Here is a 22,959-nt window from a genome sequence, read left to right as displayed (position 1 = left end):
GCTTCTCCGATGCCCGGGGCATGCCCGATGAAAAAACTCCTGCTCGTTGTCTCGCACGGGCTGATGCTGGTGGTGGGATTCGCCGCCGGGATCTACGCACTCCCCATTCTCATTGCGCCCCCGCCACCGTCACCAGCCGACGTGCAGGCGCAAGCGGCGGCCGCCCGGTTTACCGGCACGTTCCGGCGCGACCTCAAGGACAGCGATGCGCTGCACTGGGGCGAGGGCACACTGTCGGTGTCGAACGAGCGCATCGGCCTGGCGGGCGAGATTGCGCCGGGGCCGGACTACCGGCTGTACCTGTCGCCGCAGTTCGTCGAAACCGAGGCGGACTTCAAACGGCTCAAGCACACCATGGTGCAGGTGGGCGAGGTGAAAACCTTCAAGAACTTCATCGTCGCCGTCCCGCCGAGCATCGACGTGGGCGCCTACCGCACCGCCATCGTGTGGTGCGAAACCTTCGGCGAATTCATTTCGGCCGCCCGGTATCAGGAGGGTGAAGCGCATGGACGACAGTGAAGGCGATGTGTTGATGGTCAATTGCGGTGACCACGGTCGTCGCGTGGCTGCCGTGATCTGCCGGCACATGCTGGCGACCGACGGGCCGGCGCGCGGTGTCATCGAGAACAGCGACGACCCGGACGACCTGCAGGCCTGGTGTTACGACTGCGAAGAGAAGTTCATGGAAGAAGACGGCATGACCGAGGCCTTTCGCGAATTCAACGATCTGGCCATCGTCTGTGTGCAGTGTTATGCCGAAGCGGTCGCGCGGCACACCATCGAGCCGAGCTGAACCCGGTGAGCACCGCGTGAGGCCGCGCGTCCATTTCATCCCCGGCACCATGTGCACCGAGGCCCTGTGGGCGCCGGTGGTCGAGCGCGTCTCCGAGGTGATCGAACCGGTGCATGTGGACATCCCGCTCGAAGCGGATCAGCCCGCCACGGTGGCCGCACTGGCCGAGCGTATCGAGGGGCCGGGCGCGTGGGTGGCGGCCTTTTCGCTGGGCGCCTACCTGAGTGCTGCCGTGCTGGCAGCACAGCCGGCCCGGATTGGTCGGCTCATGCTGGTGTCGAGCACCCCGTGCGCGCTGGTGGCGAGCGAGCGCACCCAGCGGCTGGCGGCCATGGCCTGGCTGGAGCACCACACTTACAAGGGGCTGAGCCGCACCAAGGCGCTTGCCATGGCGGGCGATGGGCCGCAGCAGGCCCGCATTGTCGACACGATACTGGCCATGGATGCTGCCCTGGGGGGCACGGTGCTCATGCACCAGCTGCGTGTCACCACCGAGCGCGCAGACCTGGCCGCGCCGCTGGCCGCTGCGGGCATCCCCATCGATCTCGTCTTCAGCCGTGACGATCCCATGCTCGACGCCCGCTGGCGCGAGCGCTTCTTGCGCGATGGTGCCGGCGTGCGGGCGCATGCCTTCGAGGGGGCCGGGCACATGCTGCCGCTGTCCCAAGCGGACGCGCTGGCCGCCATTCTGCGCGGCTGGGTCGGGTCGGCTTAGCGGTTCTCGAGCCGGTTGTAGTCGAGCATGCCGGCCTCGATGGGGGCGAGCTTGCGGTACGCCGCATGCAGCGCGTCGCTCTCGGTCCAGAATGCCGGCGCGGTGCGGCGAATGGCGTAGCGGGCCGCCAGGTGGCTGTAGGCTTCTTCTGAGTCGAGCGATGCCACCGCCGGGATGAAGGCGGGCAGCTCGTGCAGGGCCATGTGATAGAGCGCGTTCGGGTAGGCGCCCACCACGCCCGGCACCAGCGACAGGGTGTTGCGATCGGGGTCGAGCCGGTCGGCCTCGTCGAGAATCTGCGAGACGTTCAGGTGCGCCGTGTTGCGCATCAGGCTGATGTATTGCGACTCGCCCGATGGCATGTCGATGCGCAGGATGACGTTTTCGGGGAGCCAGGCCAGCGCCTGGCCGGTCAGTGCCGCCAGCGGGGCAAGGGCGTCACGCAGCGCCGCGTCGGGCAGCGCCTCGATACGGTTGCGCTGGCCGATGGCCGGGCTCACATGCTCGCGCATCAGTTCAAACAGCTCGGTCTCGGGGTGAGCGCTCCGGTAGTGGATGCCGGTCTCGTGGTTGAGCCAGGCGTACTCGCCGTAGATGAACTTCTTTTCTTCGTCGGAGGATTCGCGATACCAGGCGTCGCGGGTCGGCTTGCGCAGCGCCTTGGGCAGGTAGGCGAGAAAGTTGAATTCCCCCTCCATGCGCAGGAAGTCCATGTAAAGCCGGCTTTCGAGCTGGTGACTCACCGAGCCGAAGACATCGAAATTGGCCACCAGCAGGTAGTGCACCCGTTCGAGCAGCGGGTAGGTGAACACCCAGGCGGTCTTGGGCGTGTCGCCGGCCAGCCCCTGCAGCACGGTGGCACTGTCCAGGTGACGGTAAATGGTGAGGGCCGCGTTGGGGTTGCGGCCGTCGCCGTCCCAGATCAGGTTCAGGTCCAGATCGAGCGGGCCGTCCAGCACCTTGTCGAGAAAGCGCGAGCGGCCTTCTAGATACTTCACTTCGCGCTCGCTGTACTTCACCCAGTTGATGGCCAGGGGCAGGTCGCTCGCCCAGTTGGTCGGCAGGGCCATGTTGGTGGCCTGATCGCGCAGGTATTCGTCCACGCGGGCATCGCGCAGATCGTTGGACGGATCGGCGAAGAACACCCAGAAATGATCGTTGATCACGTTCAGCGCGGCCTGGCCGCGGCACACCGGCCCCTTGATGAAGCCGCCAATGGTGAAGGCCGCCTCGTCGAGCATGAAGCGGTAGCGGTTGGCCGGGGGGATGGCGGCAAAGGTGCGGAAGGGGTTGGCGATGTCCTCCGGGCGGTAGCCGGGCAGGGCGTCCACGGTGTAGTCGGCGTCGATGAACAGGGCCTGCCAGCGGGCCATGCGCTCGGCGTCGAGCCGATAGGGCATGTGCGTCTTGGCCACGACCACCTCGTTGTCCGCCACCAGCCGGTACCACACGCGTGGCACGCCTGGGTCGTCATGGGGCCGGCGACTGGCGATGCGCGCCACCGGCTGGCCCGGTGGCGTACTCGAACGCACCAAGCGGAAGTAGCGGCGCTCCGGATCGTCAATGAAATACAGATGCCCCAGGAACAGGTGCTCGTAGATGTAGCGGCTCATCAACCGGGCCTTGAGGCTGTCGGCGTTGAAGAACGCCTCCCAGGCCTGCACGGAACCGCGCTGCTGCGCGGTCAGCTCGGGGAGCGCATCGGCGGGGGCGCCCTGGTCGAGCCAGCGGATGAGCGTGGCCTGCTCGTCCGCGGGAATCGCCGGCAAGCCATAGGGCATGCCCCATTCGGGATTCGCCTCGGCGAAGTCCTCGAACTCGTCCGGCGCCGGGCAGCTGAGCTTGCGATTGATGTCGAACTCGAAGTCTTCGGCCGGCAGAGGCCCGGCGGTGGGGCCGGGGTGTTGCGCCTTGAGCCGCAGCATGCGGGCCATCAGGCTGGCCGAACGGGCGGCGGTATCGCCCCCGGGCGGCGCATTTTCATCCAGCACCGGATGAAAGCCCATCTGCCGCCACTGGGAGGCCTTCGAGGCATCTTCGAACAGGCGGGTCGGCGGGATTTCGTTCAGCCGGGGCTGGCCGTAAACCGGCGTCTTGCTGCCGCCACGGGCAACCCCCTCCCAGGCGGTGAGCTTCAACTGGCAGGGGGCGTCGTAGCAGGCGTGGCAGACAATGCAGCGATTGGCGAAAATGGGCTGGACGCTCTGCTGATACGACACGGCGTCCGGAAAGCTCTGGCGAGTGTCGTAGCGGGTTGGGGTGACCGGCTCGGTCACCGATTCGTCTGCCGCACAGGCGGCCAATAGCACGGCCGTGACCACCATGGCCAGACCTCGACCCCACTCCTTCCAGGCGCTCATGCTCTCCTGTCACCCCGTATCGTTGAGCGGCCTATCGTAAGCGATGGGCTGTTCCCGTGGTACGCCTTTTGAGGCGATCAAGCCACCCGGAAGGCACTCGGGCGCATGCGCGGCGATAATGGGCGCCTTGATCCAGGACATGACAGGGATGACACATGGACGCAGCCTTCTGGCACAGCAAATGGGAACAGCGGCACATTGCCTTTCACGAAGGCGAGGTCAACAGCATGCTGGCGCGGCACCTCAACCGTCTGGGGCTGAGTGAGGGCGCGCGCCTCTTTCTGCCCCTGTGCGGCAAGACCCGCGACATTGCATGGCTGCTCGATCAGGGGCATCCGGTGGTGGGTGTCGAGCTGAGCGAGATGGCCGTGAAGGAGCTCTTCGAAGAGCTGGATGTGGTCCCGCAGGTGTCCGAGCATGCGGGCATGCGGGTCTATCAGGCGGACGGGCTCGATATTTTCGTGGGCGACCTGTTCGACCTGACGGCCGAGATGCTCGGTACGGTCGACGCCATTTACGACCGGGCCGCGCTGGTGGCGCTGCCCCCGCCCATGCGCGCACGCTATGTCCCGCAGGTGGTGAGCATCAGCGGTGGGGTGCCCGTGCTGCTGATCACCTTCGAATACGACCAGCAGTTGCTCGACGGGCCGCCGTTTTCGGTTGAAGAAGCCGAGGTGCGGGCCTTGTACGGTGACAGCCATGACGTCACCTCGCTGCAGATCGAGGACATCGAAGGCGGCTTCAAGGGCAAGGTGGCTGCGATCAACCGTGCCTGGCTGATGACCCTGGCGTGAGCAATGAATCGGCATGAAACACCCTCAAGGCATAGATGCGGGTGTCGTTGAAACCCTGTGAGTGCTTGAGGCTGGCGGAACATCGGCGAGAAGCGCGCTAGAATGTTAAAAAATGTCGATATTCCGACAGCCATAAAAACGCTTCCTTGAGGGGGAACAACATGCCGGTAGAGCTTTACAACGATGGCAAACACGTGTGTGTGGCCTTCTATGATCTGGTTGATGAAGAGCGCGACCACGCGGTCCAGTGCAACCAGTTCCTGATTGCCAACAGCAAACACGGGGCACTGATCGACCCGGGTGGCAACATGACCTACAACGATCTGCTCATGGCCATGCAGAAGTACGTGCCGTCGCGCGGGCTCGATTTCATTCTGGCTTCCCATGCCGACCCGGACATCCTGGCATCACTCAACAAGTGGATGGTGGCCAGCCATTGCAAAGTGCTGATCTCCAAGCTGTGGACCCGGTTCGTGCCGCATTTCACCTCCGGCAAGGACTACTCCGATCGCATCGCAGGCATCCCCGACACGGGCATGATCATTCCGGTCGGCGATTGCCAGCTCAAGGCGGTACCGGCCCACTTCCTTCACTCCGAAGGCAATTTCCAGTTCTACGATCCGATCTCCAAGATCCTGTTCTCGGGTGACCTGGGCGCCTCGCTGGTCGACCACGATGTGGCCGCCCTGCCGGTGACCGATTTCGATCGTCACGTGGACAGCATGATCGGCTTCCATCGCCGCTACATGATCTCCAACAAGGTCTGCCGGCTGTGGGCGCGCATGGTGCGCGGTCTCGACATCGAAATGATCGTGCCGCAGCACGGTGCCCGTTTCGAGGGCAAGGCCATGTGCAATCAGTTCATCAACTGGATTGACGGTTTGCAGTGCGGTGTCGATCTGGTGGACGAATCGCTCTATACCGTGCCCTGAGGTCCCTGGCGGGGCGCGCGCCCGAGCGGGTGAGGCGCCCGGCCTAGGGTAAACCGCGATGGCCCCCGGCCATCGATCCGACCACCATGTCTCCCAGACCGATGAGGGTTGGAGGAGACACCAGATCGGGGCACAAGACCCCGGACACCCGACGCTCGACAGGTTGTATTGCTCCGTCGCATGACGGGGTGCCGACCCGCTGTGGCCCCAAACACAGGTATCGGATGTCATGAATCGCTTCGGGCGTGCCCTGCTGGCGTGCGTCGTCTTGCTTTCGGCCATGGGGCCGGCAAGCGCCGCGCCCTGGGCTTACATCACCAATCAGGCCTCCAACGATGTGAGCATCGTCGATGGCGAGCGCCTCACTGAAGTCGCCCGTGTGGCGGTGGGCAAATCCCCGGCCGGGGTGGTGGTGTCCGAAGCTGCCCGCCGGGTGTTCATCAGCAACGCCGACGCACCCTCCATTTCCGCGATTGATCTGCGCACGGGTACGCTCGTGGCCGAGCTCAAGCTCGAGAGCACCGTGGTCGGCATGGCCGCCGCCCCCGATGGCAAAACCCTGTATCTGGCCGACTGGTATCGCGATCAGCTGCTGGTGGTCGACACCGCGACGCTGAGCATCCAGCGCTCGGTGCCGGTGGGGCACGTGCCCGCCGGCGTGGTGGTCAGTCCGGATGGTGCCTGGGTCTTCGTGGCCAATCGTGAAGACAACGATGTGAGCATCATCGACGCGCGCGATGGGGAATCGATCGGGCGTGTGCCGGTGGGCGAGCACCCGTTTGCAATTGGACTGACGCCGGATGGCCGCCGCTTGCTGGCGGCCAATGTGGTGAGCAACGACGTGAGCATCGTCGATGTGGCCGAGCGCAGGGAGACCACGCGAATCCCGGTCGGCACGGCGCCCTATGGCATCGCCTTCAATGCCGACGGCTCGCGCGCCTTTGTGACCAATCAGCACGCCGATTCGGTCTCCGTGATTGATCTGTCCCGTCTGACGGTCAGTGCCACCTGGCCGGCTGCCGAAGCGCCGGAAGGCATTGCCTGGTCCAGCGGTCGGGTGTGGGTGGTCAGCTGGATGGAAGACCGCCTGCAACTGCTCGACGAACACAGCGGCAAGGAGGTGGCCAGCGTCGATCTGGGCAGCAACCCCCGGGGCTTTGGCCCCTTCCTGACGGCCACCGTGCCCGAGATCGGCCAGTGAGCGGCCGGCAACACCGTATTCAAGATTGCCCGCCCGCGGGCATGTTCAATGTCCGTGCCGTCGCTGCCCCCAACGGCAAAGCACGGGCCAGTTCCACATCCGGGAGTTAGAAAGATGAAAAGAATCCTGCAGGCTGCAGGCCTGTCCTTCGTCATGGCAATGTCCCTCATGGGCGTGTCGAAAGAAAGTCAGGCGCACGGGCCGACCCGTCAGAAAGTGGTCGAAACCATCCAGATCGACGCACCGCCCGAGAAGGTGTGGGCCGTGGTCAAGGACTTCGGCGCCCTGCACACCTGGCTGCCGCCGGTCGTGGCCACCGACGCCCCCAAGGGCAACGAGATCGAATCGGTCCGCACGCTGACGCTCGATGGCGGGGCCAAGGTGGTCGAGGTGCTCAAGAAGTACGACGCCGAGAAAATGAGCTTCTTCTACCGCATGACCGACCCCGGCCCGGTGCCGGTGAGCAACTATTCATCCTGGTTCAGCCTCACGCCCAAGGACGGCGGCACCGAGGTGGAATGGAAAGGCGCGTTCTATCGCGGCTACCCGAACAACGACCCCCCACCGGAACTGAATGACGAGGCCGCCATCAAGGCCATCACCGGCATCTATCAGAGCGGTCTGACCAATCTGAAGAAGATGGTCGAGGGCAAGTAGGCCCCGATAGCAGCGCCTGAGACGCCCGGCCCCGGCCGGGCGTCTCCGTCTGGCGCGTCGGTGTGCGCTGCCGCAATACGCAGCGGGTAGCGGCGCGTAGAATCGGTCTCATCAGCCAGGAGTGATCAAGGGCCGGCATGAGTCCAGACAAGAAAGCACAAGAGCACGAACCGGAAGGCGGGATGGTCGACAGCGAGGCATTCCCGCTCGTGCTCAAGCGGGTGGCCATCGACACCTGGCGCGAGAACGTGGCCTACCTGCACCGGGACTGTGCCTTGTACCGCGCCGAGGGGTTTCAGGCCCTGGCCAAGGTCGAGGTGCGGGCCAACAGCAAGCGTATTCTGGCCACCCTCAATGTGGTGGACGACACCAACATCGTCGGTTGCAACGAGATCGGCCTGTCGGAAGACGCCTTTGCCCAGCTCGGGGTGCAGGACGGGCACTCGGCGCGCATCTCGCAGGCGCCCCTGGCTTCGTCCATCCCGGCGCTCAAGCGCAAGATCACCGGCGAGCGCCTCAGTCGTGACGACTTCGCCGCGATCGTGCACGACATTGCCGGGCATCGTTACTCGAAGATCGAATTGACCGCCTTCGTGGTGGCCTGCAATCAGGGCGAACTCGACCGGGAAGAGGTGCACTTCCTGACCGACGCCATGGCCTCGGTCGGGCAACGCCTCGACTGGCACGAGCGCCCGGTGGTGGACAAGCACTGCATCGGCGGCATCCCCGGCAACCGGACCTCCATGCTGGTGGTGCCCATCGTGGCCGCCCACGGCATGCTGTGCCCCAAGACCTCGTCGCGTGCGATCACCTCGCCGGCGGGCACCGCCGACACCATGGAGGTGCTCGCCAATGTGGAGTTGCCCATGGGGCAGCTGTCGGAGCTGGTCCGCACCCATCGGGGTTGCCTCGCCTGGGGCGGTACCGCAGCACTGAGCCCGGCGGACGATGTGCTCATCTCCGTCGAGCGCCCGCTGGCGGTCGATTCGGCCGGTCAGATGGTGGCCTCCATCCTGTCCAAGAAAATCGCCGCCGGCTCGACCCACCTGGTGCTCGACATTCCCGTGGGCCCGAGTGCCAAAGTGCGCTCCATGCCCGAGGCGCAGGCCCTGCGCCGCCTGTTCCAGTATGTGGCCAGTCAGATGAACCTGACGGTGGATGTGGTCATCACCGATGGCCGTCAGCCCATCGGCAATGGCATCGGTCCGGTGCTGGAGGCGCGCGACGTCATGCAGGTGCTCGAAAACGATCCCGCCGCGCCCACGGACCTGCGACAGAAAGCGCTGCGTCTGGCCGGGCGCATGCTCGAATTCGATCCGGATGTGCGCGGCGGCGACGGCTTTGCGATGGCGCGCGACATCCTCGAGTCCGGTCGCGCGCTGGCCAAGATGGACGACATCATTCGTGCGCAGGGCGCGCGCCCCTTTGATCGCCATGCACCCCAGGTGGCACGGCACTATTTCGATGTGCCCGCGAACGCCGCGGGGACGGTGATCGGCATCGACAACCTGCAGATCGCCAGCATCGCCCGCCTGGCCGGCGCGCCCAAGATCCAGGGAGCCGGAGTGGATCTGTTCTGCAAGCTGGGTGATGTCGTCGAGCCCGGGCAGGTGCTCTATCGGGTGTACGCCGATTACGCGTCCGAACTGGCCTTTGCCCGCGCCGCGACCGGTGACGACAGCGGCTATCGAATCGGTGCCGCCGACGCCATGCCCCACGTCTTTGTGGAGTTCTGATGAGCCTGATTGTGCATTTCGATGACGAGCGCGACGCCGCGCGGCGTCTGGCCGACGCGGCCGGGCTCGACGCCGTGGCCATCGAGCGCCACCGCTTCCCCGACGGCGAGCTGCGCCTGCGCCTGCCGCCCTCACTGCCGGCCACCGTGGTGGTGTTTCGCAGCCTCGACCACCCCAACGAAAAGTTGCTGGAACTGCTGCTCGTGGCCCGCACCGCGCGCCAGCTGGGGGCAGAGCGCGTCGCGCTCGTCAGCCCCTACCTGGCCTACATGCGTCAGGACATCGCGTTCAACGCGGGTGAGGTGGTCAGCCAGCAGGTGGTGGGCGGTTTTCTGGCCGACCTGTTCGACGACGTGATCACCATCGACCCGCATCTGCACCGCATCGATTCGCTCGACGAGGCCATTCCGGTCATGCATGCCGTGGCCTTGTCAGGCGCGCCGCTGCTGGGCGAACTCATCGCGGCTCACCATGAGCATCCCCTCCTGATCGGTCCGGATGCCGAGTCGGCACAATGGGTGGCGCAGGCCGCGGCGGCGCATGGCTGGGCCTCCGGGGTGTGCACCAAACAGCGCCATGGCGACCGCGAGGTGGTGATCGAGCTGCCTGCCGGACTCGATCCGGTGGGCCGCGCCGTGGTGCTGGTGGACGACATGGCCAGCTCCGGTCGCACCGTCGCCCGTGCCGCAGAAGCGCTGCTGGCGGCCGGTGCTGCCTCGGTGGATGTGGCGCTGACCCACGCGCTTTTCGCCGATGACGCGCTCGAGGTGGTCAAGGCCGCCGGCGTGGGTGAGGTCTGGAGCACCGACAGCGTGGCTCACCCGAGCAATGCGGTTGCGGTCGCGCCGATGTTGGCGGATGCTCTGCGCGATATCGGTCTGCTGAGCTAGACCTCGGCCTGCTCCGGATCGAGTGCAAACAGCAGTGCCTTGACCAGCGTGGCCACATCGTCGTGGCTGCGCGCGTCCACCTGGAACACCGGCGGGACGCGGGGCAGGGCGAGGGCGGTGAGGGCCTGGCGGTACTGGACCAGGTCGGGCGCGGGCGCTTCGTCGCAGTGAGAGACGCCAATGACGCAGGCGGTGTCGACCACCAGCGTCCCGAAGGCGTCGATGAAGGTCTTGAGATCGTCGATGGGATTGTCGCGGCGGTTGTCCATCAACAGCACCAGGCCGATGGCCCCCTTGGAGACGATGTCCCACATGAAGCTGAAGCGGGTCTGGCCGGGGGTGCCGTAGAGCATCAGCTTTTCGCCGCCGTCGAGATTGAGCACCCCGTAGTCCATGGCCACCGTGGTGTTCTGCTTCAGCAGCGCCACGTCGTCGCTGGCGTTGGCTTCGGTCTTGACCGGGTCGATGTCGCTGATGGCGCCGATGGCGGTGGTCTTGCCCGCGCCGACCGGGCCGGCGAAGACGATCTTGTTGTGCTGTTTATCGTGCATGGGTCAGCGTCCGGAGAATGCGAGCGAACAGGCTGCGGCGTTTGGGTTCGGTGGCCGGCGGCGCGGCGGGTTCGGCGCGGGATTCGCCTTGCGTGACCATGAGCCCGGCGGAGACGGCGGCGCTGTAGAAGGTGAACACCACGCGCTGCGGGAGCTTGAGCCGTTGGGCGATTTCGATCGGGCTGAACATGGCGCTCGTCCACAGCGCGGTGATGCGCATGGCGTTGGGGACGGCGGCCACGCGGGTGAAGTTGGGCCAGGCACGCAGGCGGACCGGCTTGAGCGGGTCGGTGCCGCTGGGCAGCCGGCCCCGGCTGGTCCACAAGGCCACGTTCCACAGGACGTCTTCCGCCCGCATGAGGCGAGCGCCGTCCTCGGGCGCTGCACTGGCGGGCACCGGAATGATGGCGCCCGGTTCGGTGCGGATCACGCAGAAGGGGCGCAGCACCGTGTCCTTGCAGCCGACATGAACCAACATGGGGGTGGAGCCCTGAATCCGGATCGGCCAGCGCATGCCGCGCAGTTCGAGTGATTCCCCGCCGTTGCGAACGCTCTGGCAGGCACGGCTGAGCACATGCAGAAAGTAATTGCTGGCGTCGAACTGATGTCGCTCGGGCACGGCGCGCAGCTCGGCGGGCGCCAGGTCGGGCAGGTTGCCGCACACGTCGTGCTCCACCGAGCCATGCACCTTGTCGGCCAGTGTCTGGGGCGCACGCTCGGTGGTCAGCCCCGGCGGGACGAGGGGTTGGATCTCGGGCGGGGCGACCCGTGTCGGGGCCTCGTCCGGGGCGCGGGGGGTGTCGGGCAGCGGGTTCGTCATTGTTGTGGCTTCCATGGCGGGGTTCTCGCAGCCGGGGTCAGAGCAGCGGGCTGATGAGGTCAGCGGCATGTTCGGTTTCGGTGAGGGCAAGCCCGAGACTGCATTCGGGCTTGCACAGCACCACGAGTTCGGTGATCCGGTTCACGCACTGGATGACCACCATCTGCGTGTCGCGCCGGACCACCAGTTGCCTGAGCTGGCCTTCGCGCAGGTCGTTGATCATGTGGCCACAGCGGGTGAACAGGTCGGTGCAGGTCATGCCGGCGCGCTCGGCGTGTTCACGGTCGTCTTCGCCGACCCAGTCGATGACGAAACCGTCGTGGGTGAACAGCAGGCAGGTTTCGATGTCGGGGCTCGAACGCAGCAGGAAGTCGAGCACCCCGCGCACGGTCTGCGGGGCGTCGGGGTCATGTCCGGTCGGGGTGTTCATGTCACTGGTACCGTCTGATCAGCAGGGCGATCAGCGCCACGTAGGCGCCATTGGTGAACTCGGGCTGGCCGAGCGTCACCAGATGAAAGCGGCGCTTGCCCGTGTCGATGGGCATGAGCTGCAGGTCTTCAATCACGTAGGCGCCGGTGAGGTTCATGTGCTCGCTCGACGGGTGGCGGCTCATGCTGCGCCGGAGTCGCTCGCGCATCTCGAACATGCGCCAGGCCATGCTGGCCATCAGGTTGGCGTCGGTCACCGAGGCGCCTGCCCGGCCATAGGCCAGGCCGTGTTCGTTGGCGAGAATGGCCGTGCCTGACAGGGCCAGTTGCGCCAGGCAGTCGTTGATGGCTTCAGCGAAAGTGGGGTGTTCGGGCAGGCTCAATGGCGCGGTGTCGCAGGTGAGATAGCCGCGGCGCTGCAGGCCGAACACGAATTTGCCGAATTCTGTCCCCGGCGCCATCCCGGCGCTGCCGGCGAGCGCATCCAGGTCCATGGGCTGTTCGCCCGCCTTGCCCATCAGGGTGAGGATGATGCGGCGGTCGGGCTCGTCCTGACGTGAGCTGACCGCCCAGCTGGCGCCCCGGGGACGCGGAACGAGGTAGCGTGTGGGGGTGTTCATCCGGCCTTCCGGGGCGTGGGGGCCGGCGCCCGGGTGTGGCCCATGCAGGCCGAACAGTAGGTGTGGCCGGTGCGGCGGTGGTAGCGCACCGTCTCGCCGGCCGCGATCTCGGTCTGGCAGGAGTCGCACAGGGTGCCCACCTCCATGACGGCCTCCTCGAAACCGTCCAGGGGCAGCTCGACCCCGTTCATGACGCGCGCAATCGGTTCGCGCTTGACGATCTGGTCGCGGAAGTGCTCTTCGATGTCCAGCCAGCGGCCGATCATGGCTTCGTCGAGCCCGTGGGCGCGCATGCAGCGGGCGAGCAGACGGGCGCGATAGTTGAAAAGCTCGTCGGAGATCACCATCCAGTGATGGGCGTTGCGCGGGCGGTCGCCGAAGTAGACCTTTTCGCCGGTCATGAGCTGTCGCAGGAAGAGAAACTGCTTCTCGATTGCGCGTCGGCGGGTGGTGCCATGAAAGAAGGGCGAGAGGCGTTCGTCGGCGAAGACCCGGGTGTAGAAGTCGTCGAGAATGGCGTTCAGACGCCGACCGTCGTCCAGGGCCTGCCACAGTTCGGGGTCGGGGGGTGGGTCCTCGCGTTCAGGCGCGGGGCGGTTCGCCAGTGGGGCGGGCTCGTCCTCGCGCGCCTTGCGGCGCAGGTCGCGGAACATGAAGGGGCGCGCGTGCACCGATTCCGGCGGAACGCCCAGCGCCGCCAGATGCGCTTCGAGATCGGCCACGAAACCTTCAGGACCGGCCAGGAAGATCTGTTTGCCGGCCACGTTCGCCGGGGTGGCCATGGTCTGGGCAATCAGTTCCGCATGGGCGGTGCTGCCGGCCGGGTTGAGGCAGGTGGTGTAGCTCAGGCTGGGATAGTCGTCGGCCAGTTGAATGAGGGCATCGTCCAGATAGTGGCCATCGCGGTCCGGCGCTTCGTGCACGATGCGGATGGGGCGCGCGGGTGCGCGCGCAAGCGCCTCGCGCAACAGGCCCGACAGCGGGGCCATGCCGGTTTCGCCGGCCAGCAGTAACCAGGGGGCCCGGTCACCGAACTGGTCGTCGACGAAGGGCGAGCCCATGGCGCCGGCCACCTCCACATCCATGCCGATCTTCAGTTCGTCGGTCAGCCATTGACTCAGCGAGCCGCGGGCCAGGCGGCGCACGTGGATTTCCAGCAGGCAGTCTTCGATCAGGCTGGCCAGCGCGTAGCTGCGGGTGAGGCCGTCGGCCCGGCGTAGCTGGATGAACTGGCCGGGCCGGTGGTCCATCTGATGCGTCGGGCCGAGCCGGATCAGGCAGACGTCGTCCGACAGGCGCTGGTGGTCGAGCACCACGGCGGTCTGGAACAGGGTGGTGGGGTCGGGGCGGGCGACCCGCATGTCGCCGTTCGGGTGACAGCGACAGGGCAGGAAATAACCGTCACGCACCAGCGACGGGCGCAAGCCGGCCAGGGCTTCGGCGGGCACCTGCCCCTCGGCGCAGTGCTGCATGCACACATGACAGATGCCCCGCTTGCACGAAAACGGCACATTGGCCCCCTGGCGCAGTTGCGCATCGAGCAGGGTTTCATCCTCGCGGCAGGTGAGCGTGCGGCCTTCGAAATCGATATGCGCGACCATGGGTTCCTGTCCTCTTGATCTCTTTCAGGGGCTCAGGCCGCGTTGCCGGCCATCAGGGTGGCGATTTCCGCCGCTGCGCGGCGTGCGTCGAGGAAAACCCGGCCCAGGTTCTGGGTCGTGCGTGCCGCCAGTGCCAGCACGGTGTCGGTTCCGGCCTGCACAAGCAGCATGCTGCCGGCCTCGCCTTCGACCAGGGTCTGCTTGAGCTTGCCGCGCCCCACCTCGCCGGCCGCGCGTTCGGCAAGCGCCAGCAGCGAGGCACACATGGCGCCGAAGCGGTCGGCATCCACGCCGGCGTGCAGCACGGTTGCGATCACCAGCCCATCGGAGGAAATCACCGCCGAGGACTCGATGTCGCCGTTGGCGACGGCAAGGTTTCTCAACAGTGAGCGGATGCGTTTTGCACGAAGTTCGTCTGCTTGCATGGGGATTCCGTCAGGAGGCACGCACCGGGCGATGCCGGAGCTCGGCCGGGTGCGGGCCTCGGGTTCAATGGCGGCGCGTGGTTACAGGTTGGCTTCGATGTCCGGCAGGCTGGAGCGTGCTTTTGTGAGCACCATGCCGAGGTTGGCGGATTTGCGGCACACGAAGGTGGTCACATGGTCGCTGTACTGCTTGCCGCGCATGAACACGTGGATGAGGTTGTCGCTGTTGACGATGATTTCCTGAAAATAGTGGTGGTCGTTGTTGGCCAGGCCGCGCGACTTCTTGAACATGCTCTCGATCAGGGTGACGTTGTTGCCCTGGAAGAGGTCGGCGGTGGCGGCGGCGAGCAGTTCGATCACCTCGTCGGGGTGGGAGTCCACGGTCTTGATGGCAAGCAGCATGCCGGTGGACAGATCCACATAACCGGCGGCGACACATTCGGGCACGTTGGTGACGGCTTTCTGGAGCGCATTGTCGAGGGACGTTGTCATGGTTGTTTCCTCTGTCAGGGAGATGGGGGCCGACCCGGGCCGGCCTCGGGGGGATCTGTCTGGTCGTCTGCCTTGCGGCGGCGGCCAGGTTCGGGGTGTTGGTTCAGATGCGTCTCAAAGCGCTGCAGGAATTCCACCTGCCGGTCGGACTGCACCCAGCGTGGCTCGATCCGGCGGACCGATTCGAGCGCATCGAGGGCGTTGTGGCCCTCCCAGATCAGGTAGGCGGCCAGCACGGTGCCGGTCCGGCCGAGTCCGGCCAGGCAATGCACGGCAAGCACTTCGTTGCGGGCGAGCCGGGTGTCGATTTCGGTGCAGATGTCGATGGCCTGGGCGAGTTCGGGTGCATGCATGTCATCGATGGGGTACCAGCGGCTTTCGATGCCGGCCTCGGCAATGGCCGCGTCGCTCATCGCCTGCTCGGTCAGGTTGATCAGCACGGTGACCCCGACGCGTTTCAGGGCGCTCAGGTCGTAGCCCAGGTCGTGCACCACGCCCGGTCGCGGTGTGCCCGCCAGGCGGCCTTTCTTGAGCCACAAAAAGCCCCGCGGGCCGAACGAGTGGGGTACGTAGTCGCGCGCGGCCGGGGGCAGCGGAGGCGGAGGCGCCACGGTTTCGTCCAGGTCCTCCTGTCGTGCATCCGGTGCCGGCAGGGCACAGCTGCCGCTGCGAACGAAGTCCTGGGCGGGCGTGGTTTGCGGGGCGGCGAAGAACGCGTCAGTGTGGCCTTGCTCCTGCACACGGCCACCCGCGAGCAACACGCTCTGGCCGCCGAGGCGGCGCGCTTCGAGTTGGTTGTGCAGCACCACCATCACGGCGCGGCGTTCGCCCTCCGCCCGCAGGTAGTCGAGCACCCGTGATGCTTCGTCGGCCGACAGGCCTACGGTGGGTTCGTCCACGCACAGCAAGGGCGGATTGCCGGCACACAGGCGGAGGATGGCCATCTGCCGTTGCTGCCAGAGGGGTAGCTCGCGGACCGGCGCGTCGAGTCGGTCGCCCAGTGGCGCCAGCCCGGCTGTGGCGAGCAACCGCCGGGCCAGTTCGCGCTGGGCCGGCTTGGTGAGGGTGCTGCGCTCGGGCAGGTGCGACATGAGGTTTTCGAGCACCGATGACATCAGCAGTCTTGCGCTCTGGGCGACCAGCGCTGGCGGTTCGGTGAGTTCGAGAGGTTCGCCCCGATAGCGCGCCTCGCCCCATCGACGCAGTGACGGATTGGCGTCGTTGCAGCCCGCCAGCGTACGCAGCAAGGTGGATTTGCCGGTGCCGGCAGGGCCGAGGATCACCAGCACACCGCGGTCCGGTACCTGCAGGTCGATGCTGCTCAGGACCACGCGCTCGCCGAAAGCGATGCCGAAGCCATTGAGCTCGAGCAAGGCCTCGCAGGGACTCGCCGCGGTGGGCGAGGTGCTTGCCGCATGCGAGCTTCGGCCGGTTGAAACGCCCATCTGCATGTTTCCGAAGTACGTCCTGGGTTGACGATGTCATTTGAGAATGACTTTCAATGTGGACGGATTACGGAGATGCCAAGGAAATCTTTAACGATTCAATGTAAGCAAATGGGCTATGAAGAAAGGAATGTCGGCCTTGGATTACAACGAAAGAAATATGACAAACGATATGTTGTGTTTGAAATCTGAGTTCGCCGAAAAGCTGCTGTAATGCCGATTTGTAAGGGGTTATGCCGTGCTTCTACGCCGGAATCCCTCTACTTTCCTGGTTTGTGTTTGAAGTGATTGCGAGAACACCTTCGTCATACGGATTTTCATGAGGTGTTTTCAATGGCAGCCCGGTCAGCCAGCGCGCGTGGCAGCGCTCACCTACAGGAGATAGCGCGCCATATCCTTCACCGGCGCATTGCGCAGCAGGTAGAGGCGGGGGTTGTTGCGTCGGGCGGTCTGACCGGATTCGGCCACGCTGACCGGGGCGCATTCCAGAATGCTCAAGCGGCGGCTGATGCAGTCCGCCCGCCAGCGGGGGCTGGCTTTTCGACCCCGTTCCTCCACCGCAATGCGGGTCAGGTGAAACTCGTCCAGGGGTTGTTCCTGCTCGATGCGCTTGCGGATGGCGCTGTCGGCCTTTGTTAGGCTGCCCTGTTGCACGCACAGGTCGTACAGTGCGGCGAGGCAGCGGAAATTGCCAATGGTGATCGGGCACACGCCGTTGAGCCACGAGAGGGCGGCGATGAGCTTGCGGCCGTAGACGTCGTAGGCGTAGTTGACCATCTCGTCGCGAAAGGCGGGGGTGTCGCCGATGCGCTCAAAGGCCGCTTTCCAGTCGGGGTCGAAGTCGGCCTTGTTGCGGCCACGGCTGAGCGCGTCGGCCCAGGCGATCTGCCGGGTGCGACTCATCTTCATGACCGACTGCCACTCGTCCCACAGATCGCCGAAGCAGCGTTTGAGCAGGGCGGGGCTGCGCATCTCGAATCGCTTGAACAGGGTGGGCAGCGTGCCCGTGCCGAAGTTGACCTGGATCGGGCCGTACGACAGGCCGGCGCCATCGAAATTGCCGGTCACCTGATGGTAGGGGTTGCCCGAGGTCTCGAACGCGGCGGTCACCTGGATGGCGCGTTCCAGCGCCGATTGCGGCACCAGCGCGGGCAGGGCGTTGGCATCGGGCATCTGCAGAAAGACGCGCTGACCCCGGATCTCGACGCGATCCAGTGTGCCATCCTTGATCAGCGCCCGGGCGGCGCTTGCGACCTCTTCAGGGTCGCCCGACTCGATCCAGACGAACTGCCCACGACGGCCCGCGCCCAGGCCGTCCGCAGCGCGAACCGAGGCGATCCGGACCGCACGACCGAGCGCTTCACGCAGCATCTGAACGGCCGCCAGCACCTCGCGATGCATGCGCACAGAGCCGTCGGCCGCGGCATATTCGCCTACCGTGAAGTTGGGTGTGGCACGCTCGCGCGCACCGCCCCCGACGAGAAAGTCTCCTTCGAATTGCAAGGCCATGAATCCGCTCCTGCCAGACTGTCGATCTCCTGAGTCTAGACGAGCGGATTCTTCACGCCATGGTGATATGACGTTGCGGGATCTTACTGAATGGATTTCTCGATGTGACGTATCAGTTCGTTGAGCTCGCCACTGATGTGCGTCAGCCCGCGAATGCTGGTCCCGACCTGGGTGACGCTGTCGTGATTGCGCTCAACGCGGGCTGAAATGCTTTCCATGGCCGAGGCGACGTCTTCCGACGCGGCCGCCTGCTGTTCGAGCATGGAGCGGATTTCCTTGGCCACCTCGGTGGTGCGCTGGCTGGCCTGGCGGATGTTGTTGAGACTGTCCGCGCTCTGGGCCACCTGGTCGAAGCCGGACTGAACGTCCTTGGCAGCCGCTTCGATCGTGGACATCGCACGGTTCGACTTGGAGCCCACTTCGGCGATCGAGGTGGCGATCTCGGCCGTGCTCAGCGCGGTGCGCTCGGCGAGTTTCCTCACTTCGTCTGCGACCACGGCAAAGCCGCGACCCTGCTCGCCCGCCCGTGCCGCCTCGATGGCGGCATTGAGCGCCAGCAGGTTGGTCTGCTCCGCGATCTCCTGAATGATCTGGCTGACGTTGCCGATGTTCTGCAGCGCGGCGTCCATCTCGACGATCTGATCGCGGGCGCTGTTGACCACGGCAATCACGCTGCTGCTGCTGCTGATGCCGTTCTCGATGTCGGACTGTGCCTGATCGAGCGCTGTCTCGGTATCCTGAGCCGCCTTGGTGCTGATTTCGGTATTGCTGGAAATCTCGTTCACCGACGTGCTCATCTCTTCCATGGCGGCGGCCGCCTGCATGACCCGCTCGCCCTGCTCGTCGCTGGCGGTCATCAATGCCGCGCACGATTTTTCCAGGGCCACGGCCTGGCCGTTGACCTCGCGGGTGGCAACCAGTACGTCGGCAAACATGGCTTTGAGGTGCACCCGGAGGGCTTCGGCCTGGCTGGTGACCGAGGCCAGCGCGCCGGTGCTTCGGGGTTCGAGTGCCTGATCCAGCTGACCTTCATCAATGCGCAACATGTGTCGTTTCAGCGCGTCGAGCGGGGCAAAGATACGGGTGTGAACGAGTGCGGCGGCGGCCAGCGCGAGTGCCGCGGCGGCCCCTCCGAGCACGATGGCCGGCGTGCCGTCCATGAAGGCGGCAGCGATGGCCAGCGGCGCGCACAGGGCCTGTGTGCCGATGAAGGCCAGATGATCGCGCGAGGCCGGGCGCGGTGGCACGGTCGCGGGCATCTTGGCCTGCTTGTTGCGGATGGAGGCGTAGAGTTTCTCCGCCTCGGCAATCGCACTGCGCTGCGGCGTCGAGCGCACGGAGATGTAACCGGTGATCTGGCCGTTGTCCGTGATGGGCGTGACGAAGGCATCGACCCAGTAGAAGCCGCCGTCCTTGCTGCGGTTCTTCACCAGACCGCGCCAGGTATGGCCGGCATGCACCGTTTTCCACAGGTCGGCAAAGGCTTCCACCGGCATGTCGGGATGGCGAACGACGTTGTGATTCTGCCCGACCAGTTCTTCCTTGGTGAAGCCGCTGATGTCCACGAATGCCGGGTTGGCGTAGGTGATGATGCCCTTGCGGTCCGTCTTGGTGACGATGGGGCGGCCCGGTTGCAGGAAGTGTTCGACACTTGTGACCGGTTGATTGTTTTTCATGTGGTTTTCTCTCCCTCTGCCCCTGGCTTGAGTCAGGCGCACACAGCCGGCTTAACGGATTTTAACTCAAGCCCTTTAGGATATTTTTCCTGGAGAATGTGCGAGTTCTTCTGCCTGTCGTGGACTGATAATGACATGTGGAATCAATGGTCTATGCTGATAGCGTCAGGGACGGGGAGAGCGCCATGCCGCTTGCGCCGAATGTATTCTGGAATGCTCACGACATGTTCGAACAGGGCGTCGAGCCGACGATTCTGGCGATCGGGGATTCCTGGTTCTGGTATCCCATGCCCGGCGGCAGCCTGCTCAACCCTCTGGCCCGGATGGTGGCCGACAAGGGGCATGTGATTCTCGCGGTGGGCGAGAATGGTGCCGAAGCCTACGACTACATGTTTGGCAAATACAAGAAACGCATCGAGATGCTGCTGGACCGTTACGGCAAGAATCTGTCGGCCGTGTTCATCAGTGGCGCCGGAAACGACTTTGCCGGTTTCAACGATCTGCGCCCCTTGCTGAATCCGGACTGCCGGGGTGCGAGCAGTGCCGCGGCGTGCTTCAGACCCGATGCCGAACCCGAGTCCATCGGCTGGCTGATGAACAAGATCGCCACCAGCTACCGGCTGCTGATCGGGCGCATCATGGTGAGCACGCATCCGGACATCCGCATCGTGACCCACACCTACGATCATGCGTTTCCGACCGGCCGGGGCGTGTTCGGCAAGAACAGTCGATGGCTGTTGCCGGCGCTGGTCGACGCCGGCGTGCCCGACCCCCTGCGTCACGCCTGCGTCAAAACCCTCATCGATCGCTTCGCAGACGCGCTGGTGCCCATCGTGGCCACCGACCCGGTGCGCATTCGGCGGGTGGACAGCCGGAACATCCTGCAGGAAAAGGACTGGTCCAACGAGTTGCACCCCAAGGGCAAGGGGTTCCGGAAGCTGGCGAAAACCGCCTGGAAACCGGTGCTTGAGGAGATCGGCCTGGCGTGAGCCGGCTCAGAGAAAGTAGGCGCCGAGCATGACGAAGCGCTCGCAAAACCGCTGCCACAGCCCGCGACGGCGCCAGTCGGAAGCATGAATCTGGCGGGCATTGTCGCGATCTTCAGCAAACAAGGCCTCCATGGCCGCGCCCAGATCCCGACTGATGGCGACCGCATTGATCTCGTCGTTGTGGCGGAAGCTGCGCCAGTCGAAGTTGCACGAGCCGATAGTGCACCACACGCCGTCCACAACGGCTGTCTTGGCGTGCAGCATCTGGCCTTTGTGTTCGAAGATGCGGGCGCCCGCCTCGAGCAGCTTCTGATAGTGGAATTGCCCCGCGTAGGCCATCACCGCCGAGTCCGAGTTGCCGGGGAGCATGATCTCCACCTTCACGCCCCGTCGCGCTGCGCGCACCAGCGCGTCAAGCATGGCGTCATCGGGGACGAAATAGGCCATGGTCAGCCGCGCCGAGTCGCGCGCATTGACCAGCGCATCACGCAGCAACGCGCGGATGGGGCTGTCGCCCTCATCGGCGTTGGACGCCACGATACCAACGGCAGCGGCACACTCCTCCGTGTCGCAATCGGTGGCCGGATCGCAGGCCGGGCGTTCCCGGGCGTTGCTGCAGCCCTGAGCATCCCAGTTGGCATCGAAGGCCCTGGCCAGCTCGGTGACGGCCGGGCCGCGCAGTCGCATGTGGGTGTCCCGCCAGCCGCCGCGTCCACGCACCTTCTTGGCGCGCTTCAGTTTCATGGATGACGAAGAGTAAACATGGCTGATGTTCACCCCGCCCACAAAGGCCACCGTGTCGTCGATGATCATCACCTTGCGGTGGTCGCGGTGGTTGATATCGAGCAGGCCGGTGAGGCGTCGCCACGGGCGGATCGGGTTGAACTCGCACACCGTGATGCCCTCGGCTTCGAGTTGCTCGAAGAAGGCGTCATCGACTTCGAAGCTGCCCACGCTGTCGTAGAGCACGCGCACGCTCACGCCCGCTCGGGCACGCTCGATGAGCAGGTTGCCGAGCGTTTCACCCGGCCCCTTGTTCTCGAAGATGTAGCTCTCCACGTCGACCGAACACTTGGCTCGGCTGACCGCGTCGAACATGGCGTCGTAGGTGGACGGGCCGTCAATCAACAGCCGGGCAGCGTTGTCGTCGGACAGGGCGTAGCCGCAATGCTGCATCCACTTGCGGTGATACTCGAGCACGGCAAGACCTTCATCCACCTGAGGGCGACGCGAAAAGGGCCTGACCGGTTCGAGCACTGCCTGATCCATGGAACGCTGATTCCTTGCGACGATATCTCAGTGCAAGGCTAACTCACCCGGATGACGCTGCGCGTAGGCCGAGGATGAAGGCGTCGTAGGCGCGTGTCCTACACGTGCGATGTGCCACGGTTCTTTCCGCTCACGAAGCGCACCAGACAAACAACCCCGCAGTAGCGGGGTTGTTCTGCCAAAGCAGGTTGCCGCTCAGCGGCGCTTGCGCATCGACGCAATGCCGACGATGCCGAGGCCCAGGAGGGCGAGCGTGGCCGGCTCGGGTACGTTGTTGTTACCGCCAATCGGCTGGAAATCATCCACGAACTGCCAGCTGACGATGTCGTGATACCCGCCGGCGGCGCCGGTGCCGGAGGTGAAACCGATGTATGCGTCAGTCGTGCCGAGCACGGCGGCCAGGTCGGCTGTCCGGCTCACAAGGGCGTCGCTGGGCCGCACTGCGTCCATTGCCAGGCGCAGTTCGATGACATTGGTTGCTCCGTTGTAGTCAACCCAGGCATACCAGTCGTCGCCGTCGTTCATGCGTGTCGCAACGGATGCGGTCGGGCCATTGAATGCGCCGCCCAGGTTGATGCCCACGTGATTGCCATCGGGGTCGTTGAAACCGCCGCCGTTCATCCATGTGTCGAATTCGACGCCAAGGCTGTTTCCGATCCCGGTGTAACCGATGCCGCCGCCCACGCCACCAGCCGTATTCGAGACTGTCTGAACCACGAAGACGATACCGTCGGCCCCTTGTCCATCTGCGTCGCTGATGCCGAGCGGGTTGCTGATGCGGAACGAGAATGCCGTGCTGAAGGAGGCATTGTTCGCCAGGCTGATGGTGTTGGTGAGAAATGCGCTACCGCTCTGACTGGTGCTGTTGGTCAGGCGCAGGACGCTGCGTCCGAGGTTGTCGACGGTCGGATCAGCAATGGCGGCCGTTGAGCCGTTCTGCTGGAATGCGGACAGGTCGGAAAAGTCGGTGTAGCTGATGGCCACGGCGTGAGCGGAGCCCATGACAAGCAGCGAAGCCAGGCCAGCGAGATGACGAATCGTCGGGTGCATTGTTG

Annotated in this window: 23 protein-coding genes; 10 read left to right on the top strand and 13 right to left on the bottom strand. The window is 65.2% G+C overall.

The features are described from left to right. The first annotated feature begins 27 nt into the window (after positions 1 to 27). The 3 genes from J0W34_RS18880 to J0W34_RS18870 are packed head-to-tail and all read left to right on the top strand — an operon-like array spanning position 28 to position 1,508. Positions 28 to 519, top strand: a complete 492-nt coding sequence (locus J0W34_RS18880; RefSeq protein ID WP_230969795.1) for a DM13 domain-containing protein — start codon at positions 28 to 30, stop codon at positions 517 to 519. Next, entirely contained in the window at positions 506 to 793 is a 288-nt protein-coding gene (locus J0W34_RS18875) for a hypothetical protein (protein ID WP_227816242.1), read from the top strand. The genes J0W34_RS18880 and J0W34_RS18875 overlap by 14 nt, the downstream gene beginning before the upstream one ends. A gap of 16 nt (positions 794 to 809) precedes the next feature. Beyond that, positions 810 to 1,508, top strand: coding sequence for an alpha/beta fold hydrolase (locus tag J0W34_RS18870; RefSeq protein WP_230969794.1), 699 nt, complete (start codon positions 810 to 812; stop codon positions 1,506 to 1,508). Here J0W34_RS18870 and J0W34_RS18865 read toward each other — a convergent pair. Continuing rightward, on the bottom strand, positions 1,505 to 3,868 hold the full coding sequence (locus J0W34_RS18865; protein ID WP_230969793.1) for a fatty acid cis/trans isomerase: 2,364 nt from the start codon (positions 3,866 to 3,868) through the stop codon (positions 1,505 to 1,507). The genes J0W34_RS18870 and J0W34_RS18865 overlap by 4 nt on opposite strands. Before the next feature lie 155 nt (positions 3,869 to 4,023). Between J0W34_RS18865 and tmpT the strand changes: the two genes are divergently transcribed. The 6 genes from tmpT to J0W34_RS18835 all read left to right on the top strand — a co-directional run bounded on the left by tmpT (position 4,024) and on the right by J0W34_RS18835 (position 10,078). Beyond that, complete coding sequence (gene tmpT, locus J0W34_RS18860; RefSeq protein ID WP_230969792.1) at positions 4,024 to 4,662, top strand: thiopurine S-methyltransferase; 639 nt, start codon at positions 4,024 to 4,026, stop codon at positions 4,660 to 4,662. 161 nt (positions 4,663 to 4,823) lie between these two features. After that, positions 4,824 to 5,594, top strand: a complete 771-nt coding sequence (locus J0W34_RS18855; RefSeq protein WP_227816246.1) for an oxygen-binding di-iron domain-containing protein — start codon at positions 4,824 to 4,826, stop codon at positions 5,592 to 5,594. 229 nt (positions 5,595 to 5,823) lie between these two features. Beyond that, on the top strand, positions 5,824 to 6,795 hold the full coding sequence (locus J0W34_RS18850) for a cytochrome D1 domain-containing protein (protein ID WP_230969791.1): 972 nt from the start codon (positions 5,824 to 5,826) through the stop codon (positions 6,793 to 6,795). Positions 6,796 to 6,909: 114 nt separating this feature from the next. Then, complete coding sequence (locus J0W34_RS18845; RefSeq protein ID WP_230969790.1) at positions 6,910 to 7,452, top strand: SRPBCC family protein; 543 nt, start codon at positions 6,910 to 6,912, stop codon at positions 7,450 to 7,452. Between the two features lie 137 nt (positions 7,453 to 7,589). Further along, on the top strand, positions 7,590 to 9,188 hold the full coding sequence (locus J0W34_RS18840) for a thymidine phosphorylase family protein (RefSeq protein ID WP_230969789.1): 1,599 nt from the start codon (positions 7,590 to 7,592) through the stop codon (positions 9,186 to 9,188). Beyond that, positions 9,188 to 10,078: a ribose-phosphate diphosphokinase gene (locus J0W34_RS18835; RefSeq protein WP_230969788.1), complete on the top strand. Its 891-nt coding sequence runs from the start codon at positions 9,188 to 9,190 to the stop codon at positions 10,076 to 10,078. Before J0W34_RS18840 ends, J0W34_RS18835 begins: the two co-directional genes overlap by 1 nt. Here the strand turns inward: J0W34_RS18835 and J0W34_RS18830 are convergent. The 10 genes from J0W34_RS18830 to J0W34_RS18785 all read right to left on the bottom strand — a co-directional run bounded on the left by J0W34_RS18830 (position 10,075) and on the right by J0W34_RS18785 (position 19,646). Next, complete coding sequence (locus tag J0W34_RS18830) at positions 10,075 to 10,629, bottom strand: GTP-binding protein (protein WP_227816251.1); 555 nt, start codon at positions 10,627 to 10,629, stop codon at positions 10,075 to 10,077. The genes J0W34_RS18835 and J0W34_RS18830 overlap by 4 nt on opposite strands. Beyond that, positions 10,619 to 11,464: a hypothetical protein gene (locus tag J0W34_RS18825; protein WP_227816252.1), complete on the bottom strand. Its 846-nt coding sequence runs from the start codon at positions 11,462 to 11,464 to the stop codon at positions 10,619 to 10,621. The genes J0W34_RS18830 and J0W34_RS18825 overlap by 11 nt, the downstream gene beginning before the upstream one ends. A 22-nt stretch (positions 11,465 to 11,486) precedes the next feature. Further along, positions 11,487 to 11,879 (bottom strand): roadblock/LC7 domain-containing protein, encoded by a 393-nt coding sequence (locus J0W34_RS18820; protein ID WP_227816253.1) that lies wholly within the window; start codon positions 11,877 to 11,879, stop codon positions 11,487 to 11,489. Between the two features lies 1 nt (position 11,880). Then, entirely contained in the window at positions 11,881 to 12,498 is a 618-nt protein-coding gene (locus J0W34_RS18815) for a hypothetical protein (RefSeq protein WP_230969787.1), read from the bottom strand. Beyond that, the gene (locus J0W34_RS18810) at positions 12,495 to 14,099 is read right to left on the bottom strand and encodes a 2Fe-2S iron-sulfur cluster-binding protein (protein WP_227816255.1); all 1,605 of its coding nucleotides are present in this window, start codon (positions 14,097 to 14,099) and stop codon (positions 12,495 to 12,497) included. The genes J0W34_RS18815 and J0W34_RS18810 overlap by 4 nt, the downstream gene beginning before the upstream one ends. A 32-nt stretch (positions 14,100 to 14,131) precedes the next feature. After that, positions 14,132 to 14,524, bottom strand: a complete 393-nt coding sequence (locus tag J0W34_RS18805; RefSeq protein WP_230969786.1) for a roadblock/LC7 domain-containing protein — start codon at positions 14,522 to 14,524, stop codon at positions 14,132 to 14,134. 81 nt (positions 14,525 to 14,605) lie between these two features. After that, entirely contained in the window at positions 14,606 to 15,016 is a 411-nt protein-coding gene (locus tag J0W34_RS18800) for a hypothetical protein (RefSeq protein ID WP_227816257.1), read from the bottom strand. Between the two features lie 14 nt (positions 15,017 to 15,030). Further along, positions 15,031 to 16,461: a phosphatase domain-containing putative toxin gene (locus tag J0W34_RS18795; RefSeq protein WP_230969785.1), complete on the bottom strand. Its 1,431-nt coding sequence runs from the start codon at positions 16,459 to 16,461 to the stop codon at positions 15,031 to 15,033. Between the two features lie 372 nt (positions 16,462 to 16,833). Then, a complete protein-coding gene (locus J0W34_RS18790) occupies positions 16,834 to 17,970 on the bottom strand; it encodes a hypothetical protein (protein ID WP_230969784.1) in 1,137 nt (378 codons plus the stop codon). An 83-nt stretch (positions 17,971 to 18,053) separates the two neighbouring features. Continuing rightward, positions 18,054 to 19,646 carry a methyl-accepting chemotaxis protein gene (locus tag J0W34_RS18785; protein ID WP_230969783.1) on the bottom strand — a complete coding sequence of 531 codons (1,593 nt, stop codon included), beginning with the start codon at positions 19,644 to 19,646 and terminating at the stop codon, positions 18,054 to 18,056. A 185-nt stretch (positions 19,647 to 19,831) separates the two neighbouring features. Between J0W34_RS18785 and J0W34_RS18780 the strand changes: the two genes are divergently transcribed. After that, the gene (locus tag J0W34_RS18780; protein WP_230969782.1) at positions 19,832 to 20,635 is read left to right on the top strand and encodes an SGNH/GDSL hydrolase family protein; all 804 of its coding nucleotides are present in this window, start codon (positions 19,832 to 19,834) and stop codon (positions 20,633 to 20,635) included. Between the two features lie 6 nt (positions 20,636 to 20,641). On the opposite strand, the gene J0W34_RS18775 is transcribed toward J0W34_RS18780, so the two are convergent. Further along, complete coding sequence (locus tag J0W34_RS18775; RefSeq protein WP_230969781.1) at positions 20,642 to 21,904, bottom strand: phospholipase D-like domain-containing protein; 1,263 nt, start codon at positions 21,902 to 21,904, stop codon at positions 20,642 to 20,644. Between the two features lie 195 nt (positions 21,905 to 22,099). Beyond that, positions 22,100 to 22,954 (bottom strand): lectin-like domain-containing protein, encoded by an 855-nt coding sequence (locus J0W34_RS18770; RefSeq protein ID WP_230969780.1) that lies wholly within the window; start codon positions 22,952 to 22,954, stop codon positions 22,100 to 22,102. Between the last annotated feature and the right edge of the window lie 5 nt (positions 22,955 to 22,959).

The organism is Nitrogeniibacter aestuarii, from assembly GCF_017309585.1.
Taxonomy (GTDB): Bacteria; Pseudomonadota; Gammaproteobacteria; order Burkholderiales; family Rhodocyclaceae; genus Nitrogeniibacter; species Nitrogeniibacter aestuarii.
This window is presented reverse-complemented; position numbering and strand designations above follow the sequence as displayed.